Raw genomic sequence first — 15,347 nt, 5'->3', positions numbered from 1 at the left:
AATCTCACCGTATTTGAAACTTTTCATGGTTTGGTTACGTCTTTTTAGTAGTGAATCCATTGTGAGAAGAATCTTTAAACTGTCATTCTTACCCAAAGTTTAGTAGAATAGAATATGTCATTCTTTGTAAAACTACAAGAGACATTTTTAAACTGGGATGGTTCATTACCATTACAATAATCCTCAACAACGAGAAGGTGTAATATGAATAAATTCAAAAAAATTGATAGAGAAACGTTCAATAAGTTTATCCCGTTTTATATATTCGCGGTGGTTATGCTTTGGATGAAAACGTATATCTCGCAAAAAACGCAGTTTAAATTGGACGTCGATGGGTTTTTGCAGGAATTCCTGCTGTTTATCAATCCGCTCGGTTCCGCTTTATTGCTTTTGAGCTTATCGTTCTTTTTCAAAGGGACACGGAAGTATTTCTCGCTATTGATCATTTATACGCTGATGACGATTCTTCTGTACGCGAATGCGGTGTACTACCGATTCTTCAGTGATTTCATCACGCTTCCGACATTATTCCAAACACAGAATTTCGGTGATTTGGGCGGCAGTGTCATGACATTGATCCAACCATGGGATGTTTTGTTCTTTGTGGATGTTGTTTTCTTGGCCGTTTTGGTTTTTTCGAAACGCTTCAAGAAAGACAAAACCAATTTCAGAACCAAAGTGGTCCTTCCGATGATCACCGCTGCATTAGCCATTTCATTCTTGAACTTGGCGATGGCAGAAGGCGACCGCCCACAATTATTGACACGCGGTTTTGACAGAAGCTATATCGTGAAATATTTGGGGATGTACAATTACGCCCTGTATGACACGGTAGAAAGCTTAAAATCCTCTTCGCAGCGCGTTATGGCGGACAGCGATGATGTAACGGAAATCTTGAACTATACAAAATCCAATTATGCTTCGCCGAATGAAGAGTATTTCGGTGCAGCTGAAGGAATGAACGTAGTTTACTTGCATCTGGAATCATTCCAGACATTCCTGATGAATTATGAATTGAACGGCGAAGAAGTGACTCCGTTCCTGAATTCGATGATTGAAGAGAAGAACACGCTTTACTTCGATAATTTCTTCCATCAAACAGCTCAAGGGAAAACTTCAGACGCGGAATTCATGTTAGAAAACTCTTTGTTCGGTTTGCCTAAAGGCTCGGCTTATATTACAAAAGGCCAGAACACTTACCAGGCAGCACCGGCAATCTTGAAAGACAAAGGCTATGAATCAGCCGTTTTCCACGGCAATAATGCAACATTCTGGAATCGTTCTGAAATCTACAAATCTTTCGGATTCGACAATTTCTTTGATATCGAGTCTTATACGAACCTGGAAGAAGGGGATATGGCAGAATACGGCGTAATGGACAAGCCGTTCTTTGACCAATCCATGGATATCCTAAAAACTTTGCCAGAGCCGTTCTACACGAAATTCATTACGGTCGCGCATCATTTCCCTTATGATATCGACCAGGAATTGACGACAATCGGCAAAGGCACAACAGGCGATGCAAGCGTGGATAATTATTTCCAGACAGCGCGCTACGCGGATGAAGCGATTGAACAATTCTTCACAGACCTTGAAGAATCTGGTTTAGCTGACAATACGATGATCGTCATGTACGGCGACCATTATGGAATTTCAGACAACCACAACAAAGCGATGGAACAGGTGCTTGGAAAAGAAATCACACCTGTAGAAAATACGAACTTGCAGCGTGTGCCGCTCTTTATCCACATTCCAGGAATGGAAGGCGGAATCGATCACACATTCGGCGGCCAGATCGATTTGCTTCCAACCTTGATGCATTTGCTGGGAATCGATACCCAAGACTACCTGCATTTCGGCACCGACATATTATCGGACGAGCATAAAGAACTGGTGACCTTCCGAAATGGCGACTATGCAAGTCCAGAAATCTACTCGATCGGTGATGTGTTCTATGATCCGAAAACCGGCTTGCCGCTTGAAGAAAGCCAGCAGGCACAAGCAGAAGAACTCCAAAAACAGGGCAATCTCAAATTGCAGCTGTCAGACGAAATCGTCAATGGCGATTTGTTGAGATTCTATGCCCCAGAAGGATTCACGCCTATCGATCCTTCTGAATACAATTACCAAACTGATTTAAATGAAGAAACTGAATAACAAACAAAAAACGGATCCCTTAAGGGGTCCGTTTTTTCGTATAAGAAACTACTTGCGCCTCGCATTCTGCCTTAAGCCTATCGGGGCTAGACAGCTGCCTGCGCTTTTCTTATTGTCCAGCTCCGGCAGCTAGCCCCTCCGGGTCTTAAGTCAGCCTGCTGCGGCGGCAACAGCCTCCTCGCATTCTGCCTTAAGCCTATCGGGGCTAGACAGCTGCCTGCGCTTTTCTTATTGTCCAGCTCCGGCAGCTAGCCCCTCCGGGTCTTAAGTCAGCCTGCTGCGGCGGCAACAGCCTCCTCGCATTCTGCCTTAAGCCTATCGGGGCTAGACAGCTGCCTGCGCTTTTCTTATTGTCCAGCTCCGGCAGCTAGCCCCTCCGGGTCTTAAGTCAGCCTGCTGCGGCGGCAACAGCCTCCTCGCATTCTGCCTTAAGCCTATCGGGGCTAGACAGCTGCCTATGCTTTTCTTATTGCAGTAATAATGTGATGAAAATTCCGCATGCGGTAATGAATCCGACAATTGGGCCAGCTTTCTCATACGCTTCGGGCATCATCGTGGAACAAATCATAGCGATGATGGCACCAGCTGCAAAAGATGAGAGGATGGCTTGGCTGTCTTCTGACATTTGATCAAGCAAGGAATAGCCGGCCAATGAACTGAGCGCGGAGGCGACAAGGACGAACGTCCACATCGATAATACTTTTGCTGTGCTGAATCCGCTTTTCTTTAAGCCGGAGGTGCTTGATATGCCTTCGGGCAAATTGCTGATGAAAATGGCTGCGATCAAAGCGACGCTGACGCCATTTCCGCTAGCCAGTGCAAGGCCGATCATGGCTGTTTCCGGAATGGCATCCATGATGGTTCCGATGAAAATTGCGATACCTGAGTTCGGCCCGTCCGGCGAATCTTCTCCATGGCCGGAACGCTTCCGGTGGCGGGCGCCTCGATTACTGATAATGATGTCAAAAACAGTGAAAATCGCAGCACCGCCTAAAAATCCTAAAGCGATTTGGGTCAATCCGCTGATTTCCATTGCTTCTCCTAATAGTTCATAAGCGACGGCACCGATTAAAGCACCCGTTCCGAGCGCCATTATGTATGCGATTAAGCGCTGCGGAAGCGAGACCAGCAAAACAATGACCGCACCCAGCAAGTTGGCAGCCCCTGCAATGCCTCCCCATAACAATGCTTCTCCCATATCGATTCACCTTCCTAATATATCTATAAGAGCTTTCTACCCTTTTTGCTGTTTTTCAAGCCTTTTCTCACCTGAAATCATTTATTTCCTGGAAGTGTGTGTGAATGATGAAGATTCAGCGTATAATTAAATATGAAAAAAGACACCGTAAAAATCGTTGGAATAATTTGGAAACCAACAGGATTTAAGATTTAAGAAAAGGAAGAGTTGATTAGGCATGAAAGCATTTATGATGTATGCAATGGCTATTCTAGGCGGTTATGCGTTAAGCGAACTGTCCCAGCTTTGGTTTGGGAGCGAGTGGATTTTCGGTATTCTGATTGTGGCTTGGTTTGCGCTATTTCTGCAAGTATGGGAACGTTTAAAACCAGGTGGGGCTGGCCTCATTTTAGTTACCTTAATTACGCTGCTTAATATCGGGTACGTTTTCTTCGTGCAATATAGCATGAAAGCGATTTTTAGTTTCCTTATCGGTTTATTGCTTCTCCGCTTCTATAAGGGGAATAAGGATGTCGTATTGACATCTCTAGCCATTACTGTGAGCTATATCGCTATCAATATCGCACCAGGAAATCAGTCGATCATGTGGGCGCTGTTCCTAATCGGCGGCGTATCGACAATTATCGGCTTCCGCTATCAATTTCAATGGTTGAAGCGCTGCTTTATCGCTGTTTTCGGGATTGCGGCATTGTTTTTGCTGGTTCTGAACTTTAACGTTTTATCGGATGTTCTCGTTTTTGCTTTGCTCCTTGGAGTAATCGGGTTGTCTTATAAATACTCAAGATACAGAGTGAAAACTGTAAAATGATGCAAGCTGGGCTCTCCAATAGTGGAGATGGCCCGGCTTATTTTATTTTAAGAAATTTAAAGTCGGCTGGTTTTTCTGAAGAATTGGTAGAGGTAGAGAGAAAATGAAAGCTTTATTAAGAGGTGCTCGATTCAGTAAAAACGAATATTGGCAGCGTCCGGGGGACAACCATTCAAGCCGGATTTCGTATGCGTTGCCGATCACTGAAAGCAATTTGCCCTGCACTTCGAAACAGGCGGATGTGGGTGTTCCATGATTATTCACTGGGTTTTAAGGTAAACTAGAATGTATCTTATTTATAAATTCGGCAACGTGAAGTTGAAAATCGTTAACAGATTGGAGAAATGACAATGGATATTGCAGTAATTGGTTCGAATATGGTCGACTTGATCACTTATTTAGACCGGATGCCGGAAGAAGGCGAAACAATTGAAGCGCCGGAATTCGAGATGGGATGCGGCGGAAAAGGCGCCAATCAAGCGGTGGCAGCAAGCCGTTTAGGTTCCGATGTATTGATGGTGACGAAAGTCGGAAGTGACTTATTCGGGCAGAACACAATCGAAAATTTCAAAAAGAACGGCGTCCGTGTAGAAGCCGTCGAAGTCGGAACGAAAACGAGCGGCACAGCCCCGATTTTCGTAGATCCAAAAGCAAAAAATCGCATCATTATTATACAAGGCGCCAATAGTGAACTTCTCCCGGAAACGCTTGAGAAGCACCGCGACCGTATCGGCCAAGCAAAACTAATGGTGCTTCAATTGGAAATTCCGCTGGAGACGGTCTATCGTGCGATTGAAATGGGCGAAGAACTCGGAATTCCCGTGCTATTAAACCCAGCTCCAGCCAATCCTGCACTGGATATCGAGTATGTAAAGAAATGCACGTATTTCGCTCCGAACGAGTCGGAACTTGGCATCTTAACAAATATGCCTGTAGAAACATCTGATGAAATCAAATCAGCGGCAGCTTCACTAGTGGAAAAAGGCGTACAAAATTTAATCGTTACAATGGGCGACAAAGGCGTCTTATGGATGAATGCAGAAAAAGAATTATTCATAGAAGGTGAAAAAGTCGCGGCTGTGGATACGACAGGTGCCGGAGATTCCTTCATCGGCTGCTTCGCGCATTTTGTCACCAAGGGGAGTCCAATCGAAGAAGCGCTCCAAAAAGCCAATCAATACGCAGCGCAGGCGGTCCAAAAACGCGGGACTCAAACCTCTTATCCAACACGCCAGGAATTTACAGCTTATTAATGTGTACAGCCCTTTAAGGATTATTTTTCAAGCAACGGGGTAAAGATTAAAATAACGTATTTTACAGGAGGGATTCCCATGACGAGAAAAGGAACAGCTGGACGTACACCGCAACAGCATAACGGCGCCCCCGATTCTGCCATCGACCAAGCCATCAAAAAAACAAAAGAAGTGTTTGACGGCGAAAATGATGCAGTAAATTACGAGGACCTTAAAGGCCAGGATGAAAAAGAAGCGGCAAAAGAATATTCCAAAAAAGCAGCAAACGATCCGTCCCATGAGTCCAATAAAGAATAGCAGATAAAATTTAACTGAAGAATGAATAACAAATGCCGCATCCAGTGTAAGAAGCTGGATGCGGTATTTATTTTTGTTGGAAATTTAAATTGAAATTTCAGATAGAATATTTTACGATTCAAACAAGAACATAATTGGAGGAGGAGATAATATGATAGCTCGGGTAGGCCAGATTATGCTTTATGTCAATAACCAGGATGATGCTGTGCGGTTTTGGACAGAAATTGCAGGTTTTAAGGTGAAAGCTGATGAAGACAACGGCGAAATGCGTTGGATCGAAATCATGCCAGCGGGTGCAGAAGAAACCAGCATTGTCCTTCATAATCGCGAGGCCGTTGCCCGTCTGTCTCCTGGCTTGAACTTGGACACGCCATCTCTGATGTTTTTCACAGAAGACTTGGAGCAATTCCGTCAAAAACTAACGGAGAACAATATCACAGTCGGTGAAATTGTTGAAATGCCGGGTGGCCGCGTTTTCAACTTTGCAGATTACGAAGCGAATTATTTTGCGGTCATGGAACAGAAGAAAACCCAATAACTATGTTTTAAGTGACGGGAAGAAGTGAATAAGTAACTAGCAGATGTACGAAACGCCGGTAAAGTAGATGCATGCTTTGCGGGCGTTTTTTTAGTTTGCGGAAACCCGTTTTTACGGAATATGTTACCATAGTAAAAATATACGGTTTATCTAATCCGATTAATTCTAATGAGAGGTGAAGCATGAAAAACGCCACACAAGTCTTTTATTATTCAGTAATCATTTCAGCTATCGTCGTTTTTTGGGGAGCGATTGCTCCAAAAAATCTTGAGTCTGTCACTGCTTCAGTGACGAGTGAAATAACCAGCAAGTTCGGTTGGTTTTACTTGCTCTTAGTTGTTGCCATCTTAGTATTCTGCGTCTATATGATGTTTTCGCGTTTCGGCAATATCAAGCTCGGCAAGAAAGACGATGTCCCGGAATTCAGCCGGGCTTCTTGGTTCGCTATGCTGTTTAGCGCGGGAATGGGGATGGGGCTGGTTTTTTGGACCACGGCAGAACCGATTTCCCATGCGTTCATCAGCAGCCCTTCTGCAGAGTTAGGCTCTGATCAAGCCGTTCAAGATGCCTTGAAGTATTCGTTCTTCCATTGGGGAATCCATGCTTGGGCCGTTTATGGAATCGTCGGGCTCGTTCTCGCTTATTTTAAATTCCATCGGGGAACGCCAGGGCTGATCAGTGCTACATTAACGCCATTATTCGGCGAAAAACTGATGCAAGGGGCTTTAGGTAAAGCCATCGATATCTTGGCAGTATTTGCAACCATTGTCGGAGTGGCAGCAACGCTCGGCTTTGGTTCTGCACAAATCACAGGAGGCTTGTCTTTCCTCTTTGGCACGCCGAATAATTTTACCGTCCAATTGATAGTGTTGATTATTGCAACGGCGCTGTTCATTTGGTCAGCCTGGTCAGGAATCGGCCGGGGAATCAAATACTTAAGCAACATCAATATGGTGTTAGCTGCTGTTTTGCTTGTCTTGCTATTCATTGTCGGACCGACGATGTACATCGTCAATATGTTCACGCACACGCTTGGAAGCTACGTCACCGATTTCTTTAGAATGAGTTTGCGATTAGCTCCTTTAAACGAAGAGAATAGATCATGGATTAATGGCTGGACCATTTTCTATTGGGCTTGGTGGGTTTCATGGGCGCCATTTGTCGGCATTTTCATTGCCCGCATTTCTAAAGGGCGGACCATCAAGGAATTCATGTTCAGTGTCTTATTGCTGCCGGCGCTTGTTTGTTTTATTTTCTTCTCTGTGTTTGGGGTATCTGCTTTAAATCTGGAGCAAAAAGGGATTTCTGCGATTTCCAGCTTTTCACTCGAAACCTCGACTTTCGGTGTGCTGGCAGAATATCCGCTCGGGACTTTGTTGTCGTTCATTACGATTTTCGTCATTGCGATTTTCTTCATCACTTCGGCGGATTCGGCGACGTTCGTTCTTGGCATGCTCAGTACAAATGGTCTATTGAATCCATCAAATTCCGTTAAGATCACGTGGGGACTGATCCAATCAGCTGTCGCTGCTGTCGTCGTCTATTTCGGCGGGACGCAAGGGCTACAAAATATGCTCATCATTGCGGCCTTGCCGTTTGCCATCGTCATCATCCTGATGGGCGCTTCGTTCCTGAAGGATATTCAAAAAGAAGTGCGGCCAAGAAGAAAATAAAAAGAAAATTTTAAAAATAAGCTTGTTCCGTTTCATCCAGTTATGGGAAAATACATGGAGAGAGCGCTGCTGAATACCTATAGGTTGTCGGTAGCGCTCCTTTTTTAGGATTAATGCCTTACGTTATAGGGTAATCTTTGCTTATAAGAAGACAGTTTGCCAAGCAGGAAAAAAATCACTATTAAAGGAGAATGATGATGGAAATTTTAAAACGGTTCAGAGATATTATGACGAGCAATATTCATGCGCTATTGGACAAAGCGGAAGATCCGGAAAAAATGATCGATCAATATTTGCGCGACCTTAACAGTGATCTTGGAAAAGTGAAATCGGAAACCGCTGCAATCATGGCGGCTGAAAAGCGTGAACGCCGTGAACTTGCGGAACTGCAAAAAGAGATTGAAGATATGCAGCGTTACGCTGTAAAAGCAGTAGAAGCTGGAAATGACGACGATGCGCGGAAATTCCTTCAGCGCAAAGCTGAGCTTTCAGAACGTGAAAAAACGATGCAGACATCTGTTGAACTGGCAGCAGCGAACACGCAGCAAATGCGCCAAATGCACGAGAAGTTGGATTCCGATATTGCGGAACTTGAATCCCGCCGCCAGGAATTGAAAGGGAAAGCGGCGGTGGCGAAAACGCAAAAACGCATGAACGAGTTTAATTCCTCCATGGGCAGTGCTGGAGACCGTTTGTCCGCATTCGATCAAATGGAGCAAAAAATCAATCAGGAACTGGATGAGGCCATGGCGATGCAGGAGCTCAATAAAGGTTCAGGCACGGATATTAAAGACCTTGCCGCAAAATATGAGACAAAAGCCGATGTGGAAAGCGAGCTTGAATCACTCAAATCCGGCATCAATGTAGACGATGAACTGGCCGCATTGAAGCAGGAGGTAAACAAAAGCGAGTGATGGCATTGATGAAGGCCATTTCCTTTAAAGGGAAAGGGGGAACACGGAGTGGTCACTCAGTATAAATGCCCAAACTGCGGATCGGATATGGCATTTGATGCCGAGTCAGGCAAGCTGTCCTGCCCGAACTGCGGCCGCCAAGACGATATCGAAACGTTTCCCGAGGAAAATATCCTGAAGGAATTCGATGCCGAAGAGGCAAAAGAATACCATTGTGAAAATTGCGGTGCCGTGATTCTCACAGAAGCGAATACAACCGCGACGCATTGCAGTTTCTGCGGTGCGCCGGTGGTATTGGCGGAACGGTTAAGCGGTGAATTTGCACCGGCTAAAGTGATTCCATTCACCATCAGCAAAGACGAAGCCGTGGCTGCATTCAAGAAATGGACGCGTAATGGAAGGCTGACGCCTAGAGGGTTCATGAGCGGCGACCGGATCAAAAAGATGACAGGCATGTATGTGCCATTTTGGCTTTATGACATCAACGGAACGGCGGAAGTGGCTGCAATCGGCACCCGGGTCCGAAGCTACACAAGAGGCGATACGATTTATACAGAAACTGATTTCTACGATGTTTACCGTGGAATTGACCTCAGCTATTTAAAAGTGCCGGCCGATGCTTCGGAAAAGATGGATGATGAATTGATGGATAAGCTTGAGCCCTATGACTATTCGGAGTTAAAAGATTTCAAAATGCCTTATTTGGCAGGTTACCTAGCGGAAAAATACGATTATGACGATGAAGCTCTTTTCTCGCGGGTGGAATCCAAAATCGTTCCTTATATTGATTCGTATATCCAATCGACTATTACAGGCTATTCGACTGTCAGCTACACGAACAAACAGATCCAGGCGAATAAAAGCAAGGTCTACTATACTTTGTTTCCTGTTTGGATGGTTTATTATGATTTTGAAAATAAGGAGCATACTTTTGCGATGAACGGGCAAACCGGCAAAGTGGTCGGGAAGCCGCCAATCAGTTCAGGAAAAGTAGCAGCGTGGTTCGCTGGCATTGCCGTTTCAGGCTTTGTCGCATTAAAAGGCATCTCTTATGCAATGGGAGGTGTGCTATGGTGAACCGGTTAAATTGGAAAGCGCCATTCTTGTTTTTGTTGCTGTGTTTGGCTGTATTTGCAGGCGGCACGGTTGTTTTTGCTGCCGATTCGCATATCTATGACAATGCAGGACTCTTAACGGAAAGCGAAATCGTCGAACTGGAAGCGCTCGCTGAAGAGCATAGCGAAAAACATGGAGCAGATTTTTTATTTCTGACGACAACCACTACAAACGGCCAGCCTGTCATGACCTATATGGGCGATTTCTTTGATGAATGGGCAGATGAAAACAATCAGGAAAATGCCGTGCTGTTGACGATTGATATGGGCAACAGGGAAGTGTATTTGGCCGGTTTCGGAACAGCAGAAACGAAGCTCGACAATAATCGTGTCCAGCAAGTACTGGACCGCATCATGCCTTATATGGGCGCCGGCGATTATGGCGGTGCTTTCCGGGAAACTGTTACAACAGCCAGCCGCTACATGGAATTCCGGCCGGGAGCCAATCCAGAAAGCATCTTTCATAAGCTCTGGTTCCAATTAGGGGTTCCGCTATTGATTGCCGCTGCGGTGGTCGGTTCGATGGTCATGAATGCAGGCGGACGGATCACGACCACTGCACGTACGTATGTTGACGGCACGAATACGAGAGTCAGAAGCCAGCAAGACCGATTCCGAAACAAGACGGTTTCCAGGCGCCGTGTACCGAAAAGCAATGGCGGAGGCGGCGGTTTCGGCGGCGGTGGTGGAATGACTGGCGGTGGACGCTCCTTTAGCGGAGGCGGACGCAGTTTCTAAAACCAAAGGCAATAAAGGAAGGAATGAACAATATGGCTTTTTTCGGAAATCAATTTTCAGATGTTGTCGAATGGAATGAATTCAGGGACGACATGATATTTTGGAAATGGAACAACGATGAAATTAAAAAAGGCAGTAAGCTGATTATCCGTCCAGGACAAGATGCCATCTTTTTAAACAACGGGAAAATCGAAGGGATTTTTGAAGATGACGGCGAGTATGACATCGAATCGCAGATTGTCCCGTTCCTTTCTACCTTGAAAGGATTCCGTTTCGGCTTTAACAGCGGCATGCGTGTTGAAGTCCTGTTCGTCAATACGAAAGAATTCACGGTCCGTTGGGGAACACAAAACCCGATTAATATTCCTGCACCGCAAATGCCGGGCGGTATGCCAATCCGGGCGAATGGCACGTTCCAGTTTACCGTAAATGACTACACGACATTGATCGATAAAATTGCTGGAGTCCGTGACAGCTACCTAGTTGAGGATGTAAAAATCCGGATCACAGCGATTCTCGATCAGCTGCTCATGAAATGGGTCACTAAAGAAGGCAAGGATATGTTCAATCTGCAAGCTAATGCGCATGAAATCGGAAAAGGAATTTCAGATGACCTTAATATGGAGCTTATGGATGATGGCATGAAAATCACCGGTTTCCAAGTCATGAGCTTTAACTATCCAAAAGAAATCCAGGATATGATCAATAAGAACGCTTCTATTGGCATGGTCGGTGATGTTGGCAAATACCAGCAAATTTCAGTTGCGGATGCCATGGCGAAAGGCGGTTCGTCCGGTTCGAGCAGTGCAGCCGATATGGCTGGCATGATGGTCGGTATGAATATCGCTAAAGACATGGTAGAAACGATGAAGGAATCGAATTCCGGCAATCAGCAAGCGGCAGGCAGCCAGGGGCCGAATTTCTGTCCGAACTGCGGCCAGAAAAACGAAGGGGCTAAGTTCTGTCCAAACTGCGGACAAAAGCTGGCTTAGATTTTTTAAGAAAATGACCTTTTAATTGATAAAAAACGATTTTTAAAAGTGGGAAAGAGGAAACCTGTTGGAACATTTAATCGAAAGCATGAAAATCATCGGGGATGATACGATTCAACGCACCCAATTGAAACATCGGATGTCTTTAGTAGAATCGTTTTCGATTCAAAAAGGGATGTCCGTCATTGAAATTGGCTGCGGCCAAGGAGATACGACGGTCGTTTTAGCGGATGCAGTAGGCGAGGCGGGCCATGTACTTGCTGTGGATATTGCTTCTGCGGATTATGGTGCACCGATTACGCTTGGCGAGGCAACAGCGGCCATTGCGGCATCCAAACTTGGAAAGCAAGTTGAATTCTTGCTGGAAACCGATTTGCTGGAGCTGCCGGAAACGAAGTTCGACGTAGCTATCTTGTCGCATAGTTCTTGGTATTTCCGGAATCCGGATCAATTGCTCGCGTATTTGACAAAATTGCGGAGCATGGCTGACCGCCTTTATCTGGCAGAGTGGAATCTTGACTTTAGCCGGCTTTCTCAGCGCAGCCATTTTGCGGCAACGGCGATCCTTGCTTTATACAGTGAGTTTGTCGAAAACGAAGGGAACATCCAGTATGTCTTCGATCGTGCGCAGTTCCAAAATTTATTGGAAAAAGCCGGATGGACAATTCAAAAGACTGAAGTCGTAGATGCCCACTATTTGCAAGATGGAAGTTGGGAAACGGCCTACGCAAAATCCATCCAGCAGGAATTTGCCCAGACTCCGCCGCGCATCCAAACACTTGTTAACAGTTTATATTCTTTGTTGGAGATTGAAGATGCAGACAGTCTCGACAGTTTAGTGATATTCGCTGAATGATTTTTGTTTGAGAAGGACCAAGCTGATTTAAAGTTGAGGAATAAAACTTGCATTTTAACCGTATACTACCTATAATTTGATACATTGTGTCTGAGCTTCGAAAAGGCTGAAAGAATTGTCCAGCCTTTTTTTGCTGCATTTTTATAGGTGCTGAGAATAGTATGAATGGAGATTTTTTAATGGATAAGCTTTACAATTGGCTCATAATTTTCGCAGGATCGATTTTACTTGGGTTCGCTTTTAATATGTTTTTATTGCCGCATGAGATTTTATCTGGCGGGGTTACAGGGATTGCGATGATTTTCAGTTTAATGCTGCCGATCAACGCAGGGATCTGGCTTTTTGTTTTGAACATCCCGATTTTGATACTTGGCTGGATGAAACTTGGCAAAATGTTCATCATCAATAGTATTTACTCCGTAGCCGTAACATCTATTTCCATGTTGTACATCCCCGTCATGAAAGTCACAGAAGACGTGTTGCTTTCATCTGTATTCGGTGGCGTGCTCGTCGGCATCGGCGTCGGGTTCATCATCCGTGCATACGGTTCGACGGGCGGTTTTGATGTAATCGGTCTGCTCTTGACGATGAAACGAGATATTCCTCTTGGGTTTATGGTTTTTGGCTTGAACAGTCTCGTCGTGTTCGTTTCCGGTTTTATCTTTACATGGGAACTGGCAATGTATACGATGGCTTCAATCTACATCACGGGGCTTGTCGTTGACCGTATCCATACACGCCATATCAAATTGAATATGCAAGTGGTGACAAGCAAAGGGGACGAAGTCAAAAAGCAATTGCTCGAAAACCTTTACCGAGGCATCACGGTTACAGAAGGCGAAGGAGCCTATTCGGGCAATAAAGTTAAAATCCTGCACAGCGTCATTACACGATATGAGCTGGCATATGTCCGTCCGCTTATTAAAGAAGTCGATCCCGACGCATTTGTAAGCATCAGTGAGACAATGGAAGTCATGGGAAATTTCCGCAGAGACGATAACTTTAAGAAAGTTCCAGGACATCCTCAATCGATGTAAAATGTGTTCCTTTTAAATGCAGCTCCGGTCCAAATGGGTCGGAGCTATTATTTTTCTCCTTAAGAAACAGAATATTTAAAATATAATGGTTTGAACTTTAGCAATTAGGAGTTATGATATAAGAAAAAGGAGGGGAACGAAAATGGATGCCACCTTCGGCCTTGTGCCGATGCTTGTCATTTCCATCATCGTGGTCGCTCTCATTTTGGCCTATTTCGTCTTCCACAACTGGGCTAAATGAAGAAGCAGAAAAACCGCAGTGAGCAACTGCGGTTTTTCAATTTTGAAGCTTTTGTTAAGTGAACTCTGTACATAAAAAACGATCCATTTCCTTAAAAAAAATGGATCGTTTCATTTAGACGAATAAATGAGCGAACAACACAAGAATCGGTAGAGTGATGATCGTGCGCAAGATGAAAATTACGCCAAGTTCCCAAAACTTAACCGGGATGTTCGAACGCAAGATTAAAATCCCAATTTCAGACATGTAGATGATTTGAGTCAAAGAAACGCCAGCAAGAACAAAGCGCGTCAATTCACTTTCAATTCCGCTGCCAAGCACTGCAGGCAAGAACATATCAGCGAACCCGACAAGTAAAGTAGAGGCAGCTTCAGCCGCTTCAGGCAATCCGAACAATGTCAGCACAGGAATCAGTGGGTACGAGATAATTTTAAAGAGTGGCGTGTGTTCCGCTACTATCAAGGCTGCCGTCCCGAGTGCCATGACGAGCGGGATTAAAGCAAGCCAGATATCCAAAACGGTTTCAACTCCGGTTTGAACCAGTTTTTTCGGGCTTGCTGCACGGCTCGCTTTTATGCGGGCTTCGTCAAATCCCCATTTTACGAGTGATACACCTTCCGGAATCGTGTCATCCACTTGTTTGCCCACCGGCTCGTAGTAAATATCTTTTTTGCGGGACAAGGGTGGAATTCTCGGCATGATGACAGCGGCGACTATGCAAGCGACAGAAACAGCCAAGTAAAAAGGCAGGAATAAATGGCCGATGCCGACGACATTCGCCACGACCAAACTGAAAGCGACAGAAGCAATCGAGAACGTGGTAGCAATAACCGCGGCTTCGCGTTGCGTATAATTGCCTTCATCGTATTGCTTCATCGTCACCAATACACCCACTGGGGCAGCGCCCATCCATGAAGCCATGGCATCGATAGAAGAGCGTCCTGGCAGAGTAAAAACAGGGCGCATGAATTTATTGAGCAAAGCTCCGACGAATTCCATCAGGCCGAATTCGACGAGTAGAGGCAATAAGATTCCTGCGAACAAGAACCAGGTAAGCAAGACCGGTGCTAGATCATAAAGCACCACGCCGCCAGTCGCCCGGGAAGAAATCACTTCCGGACCGATTTCGTAAAAAGTCATCAGCCCAAAAACAAAAGCAAGCACGCGGACAATCAAACCAAAAGGCCCGTTAATAAAAGTAGCGCGAAGGAAAGGCGAGTTTTTCACAAATGCAGGTTTTAATGCAGTTGCTGCCAAACTCGCAATCGCTGAGAACCCAAGCAAGAACACGATGAATGCCGGAATCGCTTCGCCGAAAGTGGATTGGAGGAAAGATGCCAGAATGCCGACGCCGATGGTCACTTCGCCGTTATAGGAAATCGGGCATAAGAACAGCAAGGCTCCTATGAGGGAAGGAATTAAAAACTTCCAAGTGTCAGAAGGAGAAATCGTTTTTTTATTGTTTTGAATGAGAGCCATATGTCTTCCTCCTAGATGTCAGTTAAATCAGATGTATTTAATATACGACTA

Annotated in this window: 15 protein-coding genes; 13 read left to right on the top strand and 2 right to left on the bottom strand. The window is 45.1% G+C overall.

The genetic code is table 11. From position 1 onward, the window contains the following. Window positions 1-204 precede the first annotated feature (204 nt). Window positions 205-2,157 carry a lipoteichoic acid synthase gene (ltaS, locus tag NFU07_RS14835; protein WP_251479414.1) on the top strand — a complete coding sequence of 651 codons (1,953 nt, stop codon included), beginning with the start codon at window positions 205-207 and terminating at the stop codon, window positions 2,155-2,157. Window positions 2,158-2,623: 466 nt separating this feature from the next. Here the strand turns inward: ltaS and NFU07_RS14830 are convergent, their stop codons facing one another. After that, window positions 2,624-3,355, bottom strand: a complete 732-nt coding sequence (locus NFU07_RS14830) for a ZIP family metal transporter (RefSeq protein WP_251479413.1) — start codon at window positions 3,353-3,355, stop codon at window positions 2,624-2,626. 217 nt (window positions 3,356-3,572) lie between these two features. Between NFU07_RS14830 and NFU07_RS14825 the strand changes: the two genes are divergently transcribed. From NFU07_RS14825 to NFU07_RS14770, 12 genes are all read left to right on the top strand, one after another. Next, window positions 3,573-4,163 (top strand): hypothetical protein, encoded by a 591-nt coding sequence (locus NFU07_RS14825; RefSeq protein ID WP_251479411.1) that lies wholly within the window; start codon window positions 3,573-3,575, stop codon window positions 4,161-4,163. Between the two features lie 103 nt (window positions 4,164-4,266). Further along, window positions 4,267-4,419, top strand: a complete 153-nt coding sequence (locus tag NFU07_RS14820) for a hypothetical protein (RefSeq protein ID WP_251479409.1) — start codon at window positions 4,267-4,269, stop codon at window positions 4,417-4,419. A 94-nt stretch (window positions 4,420-4,513) separates the two neighbouring features. After that, on the top strand, window positions 4,514-5,416 hold the full coding sequence (rbsK, locus tag NFU07_RS14815; RefSeq protein WP_251479407.1) for a ribokinase: 903 nt from the start codon (window positions 4,514-4,516) through the stop codon (window positions 5,414-5,416). A gap of 78 nt (window positions 5,417-5,494) precedes the next feature. Continuing rightward, window positions 5,495-5,713 carry a hypothetical protein gene (locus tag NFU07_RS14810; RefSeq protein ID WP_235198427.1) on the top strand — a complete coding sequence of 73 codons (219 nt, stop codon included), beginning with the start codon at window positions 5,495-5,497 and terminating at the stop codon, window positions 5,711-5,713. Between the two features lie 151 nt (window positions 5,714-5,864). Continuing rightward, window positions 5,865-6,251, top strand: a complete 387-nt coding sequence (locus tag NFU07_RS14805) for a VOC family protein (RefSeq protein WP_251479406.1) — start codon at window positions 5,865-5,867, stop codon at window positions 6,249-6,251. A gap of 182 nt (window positions 6,252-6,433) precedes the next feature. Then, complete coding sequence (locus tag NFU07_RS14800) at window positions 6,434-7,924, top strand: glycine betaine uptake BCCT transporter (protein ID WP_251479404.1); 1,491 nt, start codon at window positions 6,434-6,436, stop codon at window positions 7,922-7,924. A gap of 197 nt (window positions 7,925-8,121) precedes the next feature. Further along, window positions 8,122-8,838 (top strand): PspA/IM30 family protein, encoded by a 717-nt coding sequence (locus NFU07_RS14795; protein ID WP_235198429.1) that lies wholly within the window; start codon window positions 8,122-8,124, stop codon window positions 8,836-8,838. A 48-nt stretch (window positions 8,839-8,886) separates the two neighbouring features. After that, window positions 8,887-9,915, top strand: a complete 1,029-nt coding sequence (locus NFU07_RS14790; RefSeq protein ID WP_251479402.1) for a TFIIB-type zinc ribbon-containing protein — start codon at window positions 8,887-8,889, stop codon at window positions 9,913-9,915. Further along, entirely contained in the window at window positions 9,909-10,691 is a 783-nt protein-coding gene (locus tag NFU07_RS14785) for a TPM domain-containing protein (protein WP_251479400.1), read from the top strand. The genes NFU07_RS14790 and NFU07_RS14785 overlap by 7 nt, the downstream gene beginning before the upstream one ends. A 32-nt stretch (window positions 10,692-10,723) precedes the next feature. Beyond that, window positions 10,724-11,683 (top strand): SPFH domain-containing protein, encoded by a 960-nt coding sequence (locus NFU07_RS14780; protein ID WP_251479398.1) that lies wholly within the window; start codon window positions 10,724-10,726, stop codon window positions 11,681-11,683. A 67-nt stretch (window positions 11,684-11,750) separates the two neighbouring features. After that, window positions 11,751-12,539: a class I SAM-dependent methyltransferase gene (locus NFU07_RS14775; protein WP_251479396.1), complete on the top strand. Its 789-nt coding sequence runs from the start codon at window positions 11,751-11,753 to the stop codon at window positions 12,537-12,539. Window positions 12,540-12,718: 179 nt separating this feature from the next. Next, window positions 12,719-13,576: a YitT family protein gene (locus NFU07_RS14770; protein WP_251479394.1), complete on the top strand. Its 858-nt coding sequence runs from the start codon at window positions 12,719-12,721 to the stop codon at window positions 13,574-13,576. 355 nt (window positions 13,577-13,931) lie between these two features. Here NFU07_RS14770 and NFU07_RS14765 read toward each other — a convergent pair whose 3' ends face one another. After that, window positions 13,932-15,296, bottom strand: coding sequence for a YjiH family protein (locus NFU07_RS14765; RefSeq protein ID WP_251479393.1), 1,365 nt, complete (start codon window positions 15,294-15,296; stop codon window positions 13,932-13,934). Window positions 15,297-15,347: the final 51 nt, after the last annotated feature.

Source organism: Planococcus sp. NCCP-2050, from assembly GCF_023708025.1.
GTDB lineage: Bacteria > Bacillota > Bacilli > Bacillales_A > Planococcaceae > Planococcus.
Note: the sequence above shows the minus strand (reverse complement) of the source record. Positions and strands in the feature narration are given on the sequence as shown.

What these genes read in the sequence shown, in the direction of transcription:
- rbsK (WP_251479407.1), top strand. Translation starts at nt 4,514, where the DNA reads ATGGATATTGCAGTAATTGGTTCGAATATGGTCGACTTGATCACTTAT.
- NFU07_RS14830 (WP_251479413.1), bottom strand. Translation starts at nt 3,355, where the DNA reads ATGGGAGAAGCATTGTTATGGGGAGGCATTGCAGGGGCTGCCAACTTG.
- NFU07_RS14820 (WP_251479409.1), top strand. Translation starts at nt 4,267, where the DNA reads ATGAAAGCTTTATTAAGAGGTGCTCGATTCAGTAAAAACGAATATTGG.
- NFU07_RS14780 (WP_251479398.1), top strand. Translation starts at nt 10,724, where the DNA reads ATGGCTTTTTTCGGAAATCAATTTTCAGATGTTGTCGAATGGAATGAA.
- ltaS (WP_251479414.1), top strand. Translation starts at nt 205, where the DNA reads ATGAATAAATTCAAAAAAATTGATAGAGAAACGTTCAATAAGTTTATC.
- NFU07_RS14785 (WP_251479400.1), top strand. Translation starts at nt 9,909, where the DNA reads ATGGTGAACCGGTTAAATTGGAAAGCGCCATTCTTGTTTTTGTTGCTG.
- NFU07_RS14800 (WP_251479404.1), top strand. Translation starts at nt 6,434, where the DNA reads ATGAAAAACGCCACACAAGTCTTTTATTATTCAGTAATCATTTCAGCT.
- NFU07_RS14770 (WP_251479394.1), top strand. Translation starts at nt 12,719, where the DNA reads ATGGATAAGCTTTACAATTGGCTCATAATTTTCGCAGGATCGATTTTA.
- NFU07_RS14805 (WP_251479406.1), top strand. Translation starts at nt 5,865, where the DNA reads ATGATAGCTCGGGTAGGCCAGATTATGCTTTATGTCAATAACCAGGAT.
- NFU07_RS14765 (WP_251479393.1), bottom strand. Translation starts at nt 15,296, where the DNA reads ATGGCTCTCATTCAAAACAATAAAAAAACGATTTCTCCTTCTGACACT.
- NFU07_RS14795 (WP_235198429.1), top strand. Translation starts at nt 8,122, where the DNA reads ATGGAAATTTTAAAACGGTTCAGAGATATTATGACGAGCAATATTCAT.
- NFU07_RS14825 (WP_251479411.1), top strand. Translation starts at nt 3,573, where the DNA reads ATGAAAGCATTTATGATGTATGCAATGGCTATTCTAGGCGGTTATGCG.
- NFU07_RS14810 (WP_235198427.1), top strand. Translation starts at nt 5,495, where the DNA reads ATGACGAGAAAAGGAACAGCTGGACGTACACCGCAACAGCATAACGGC.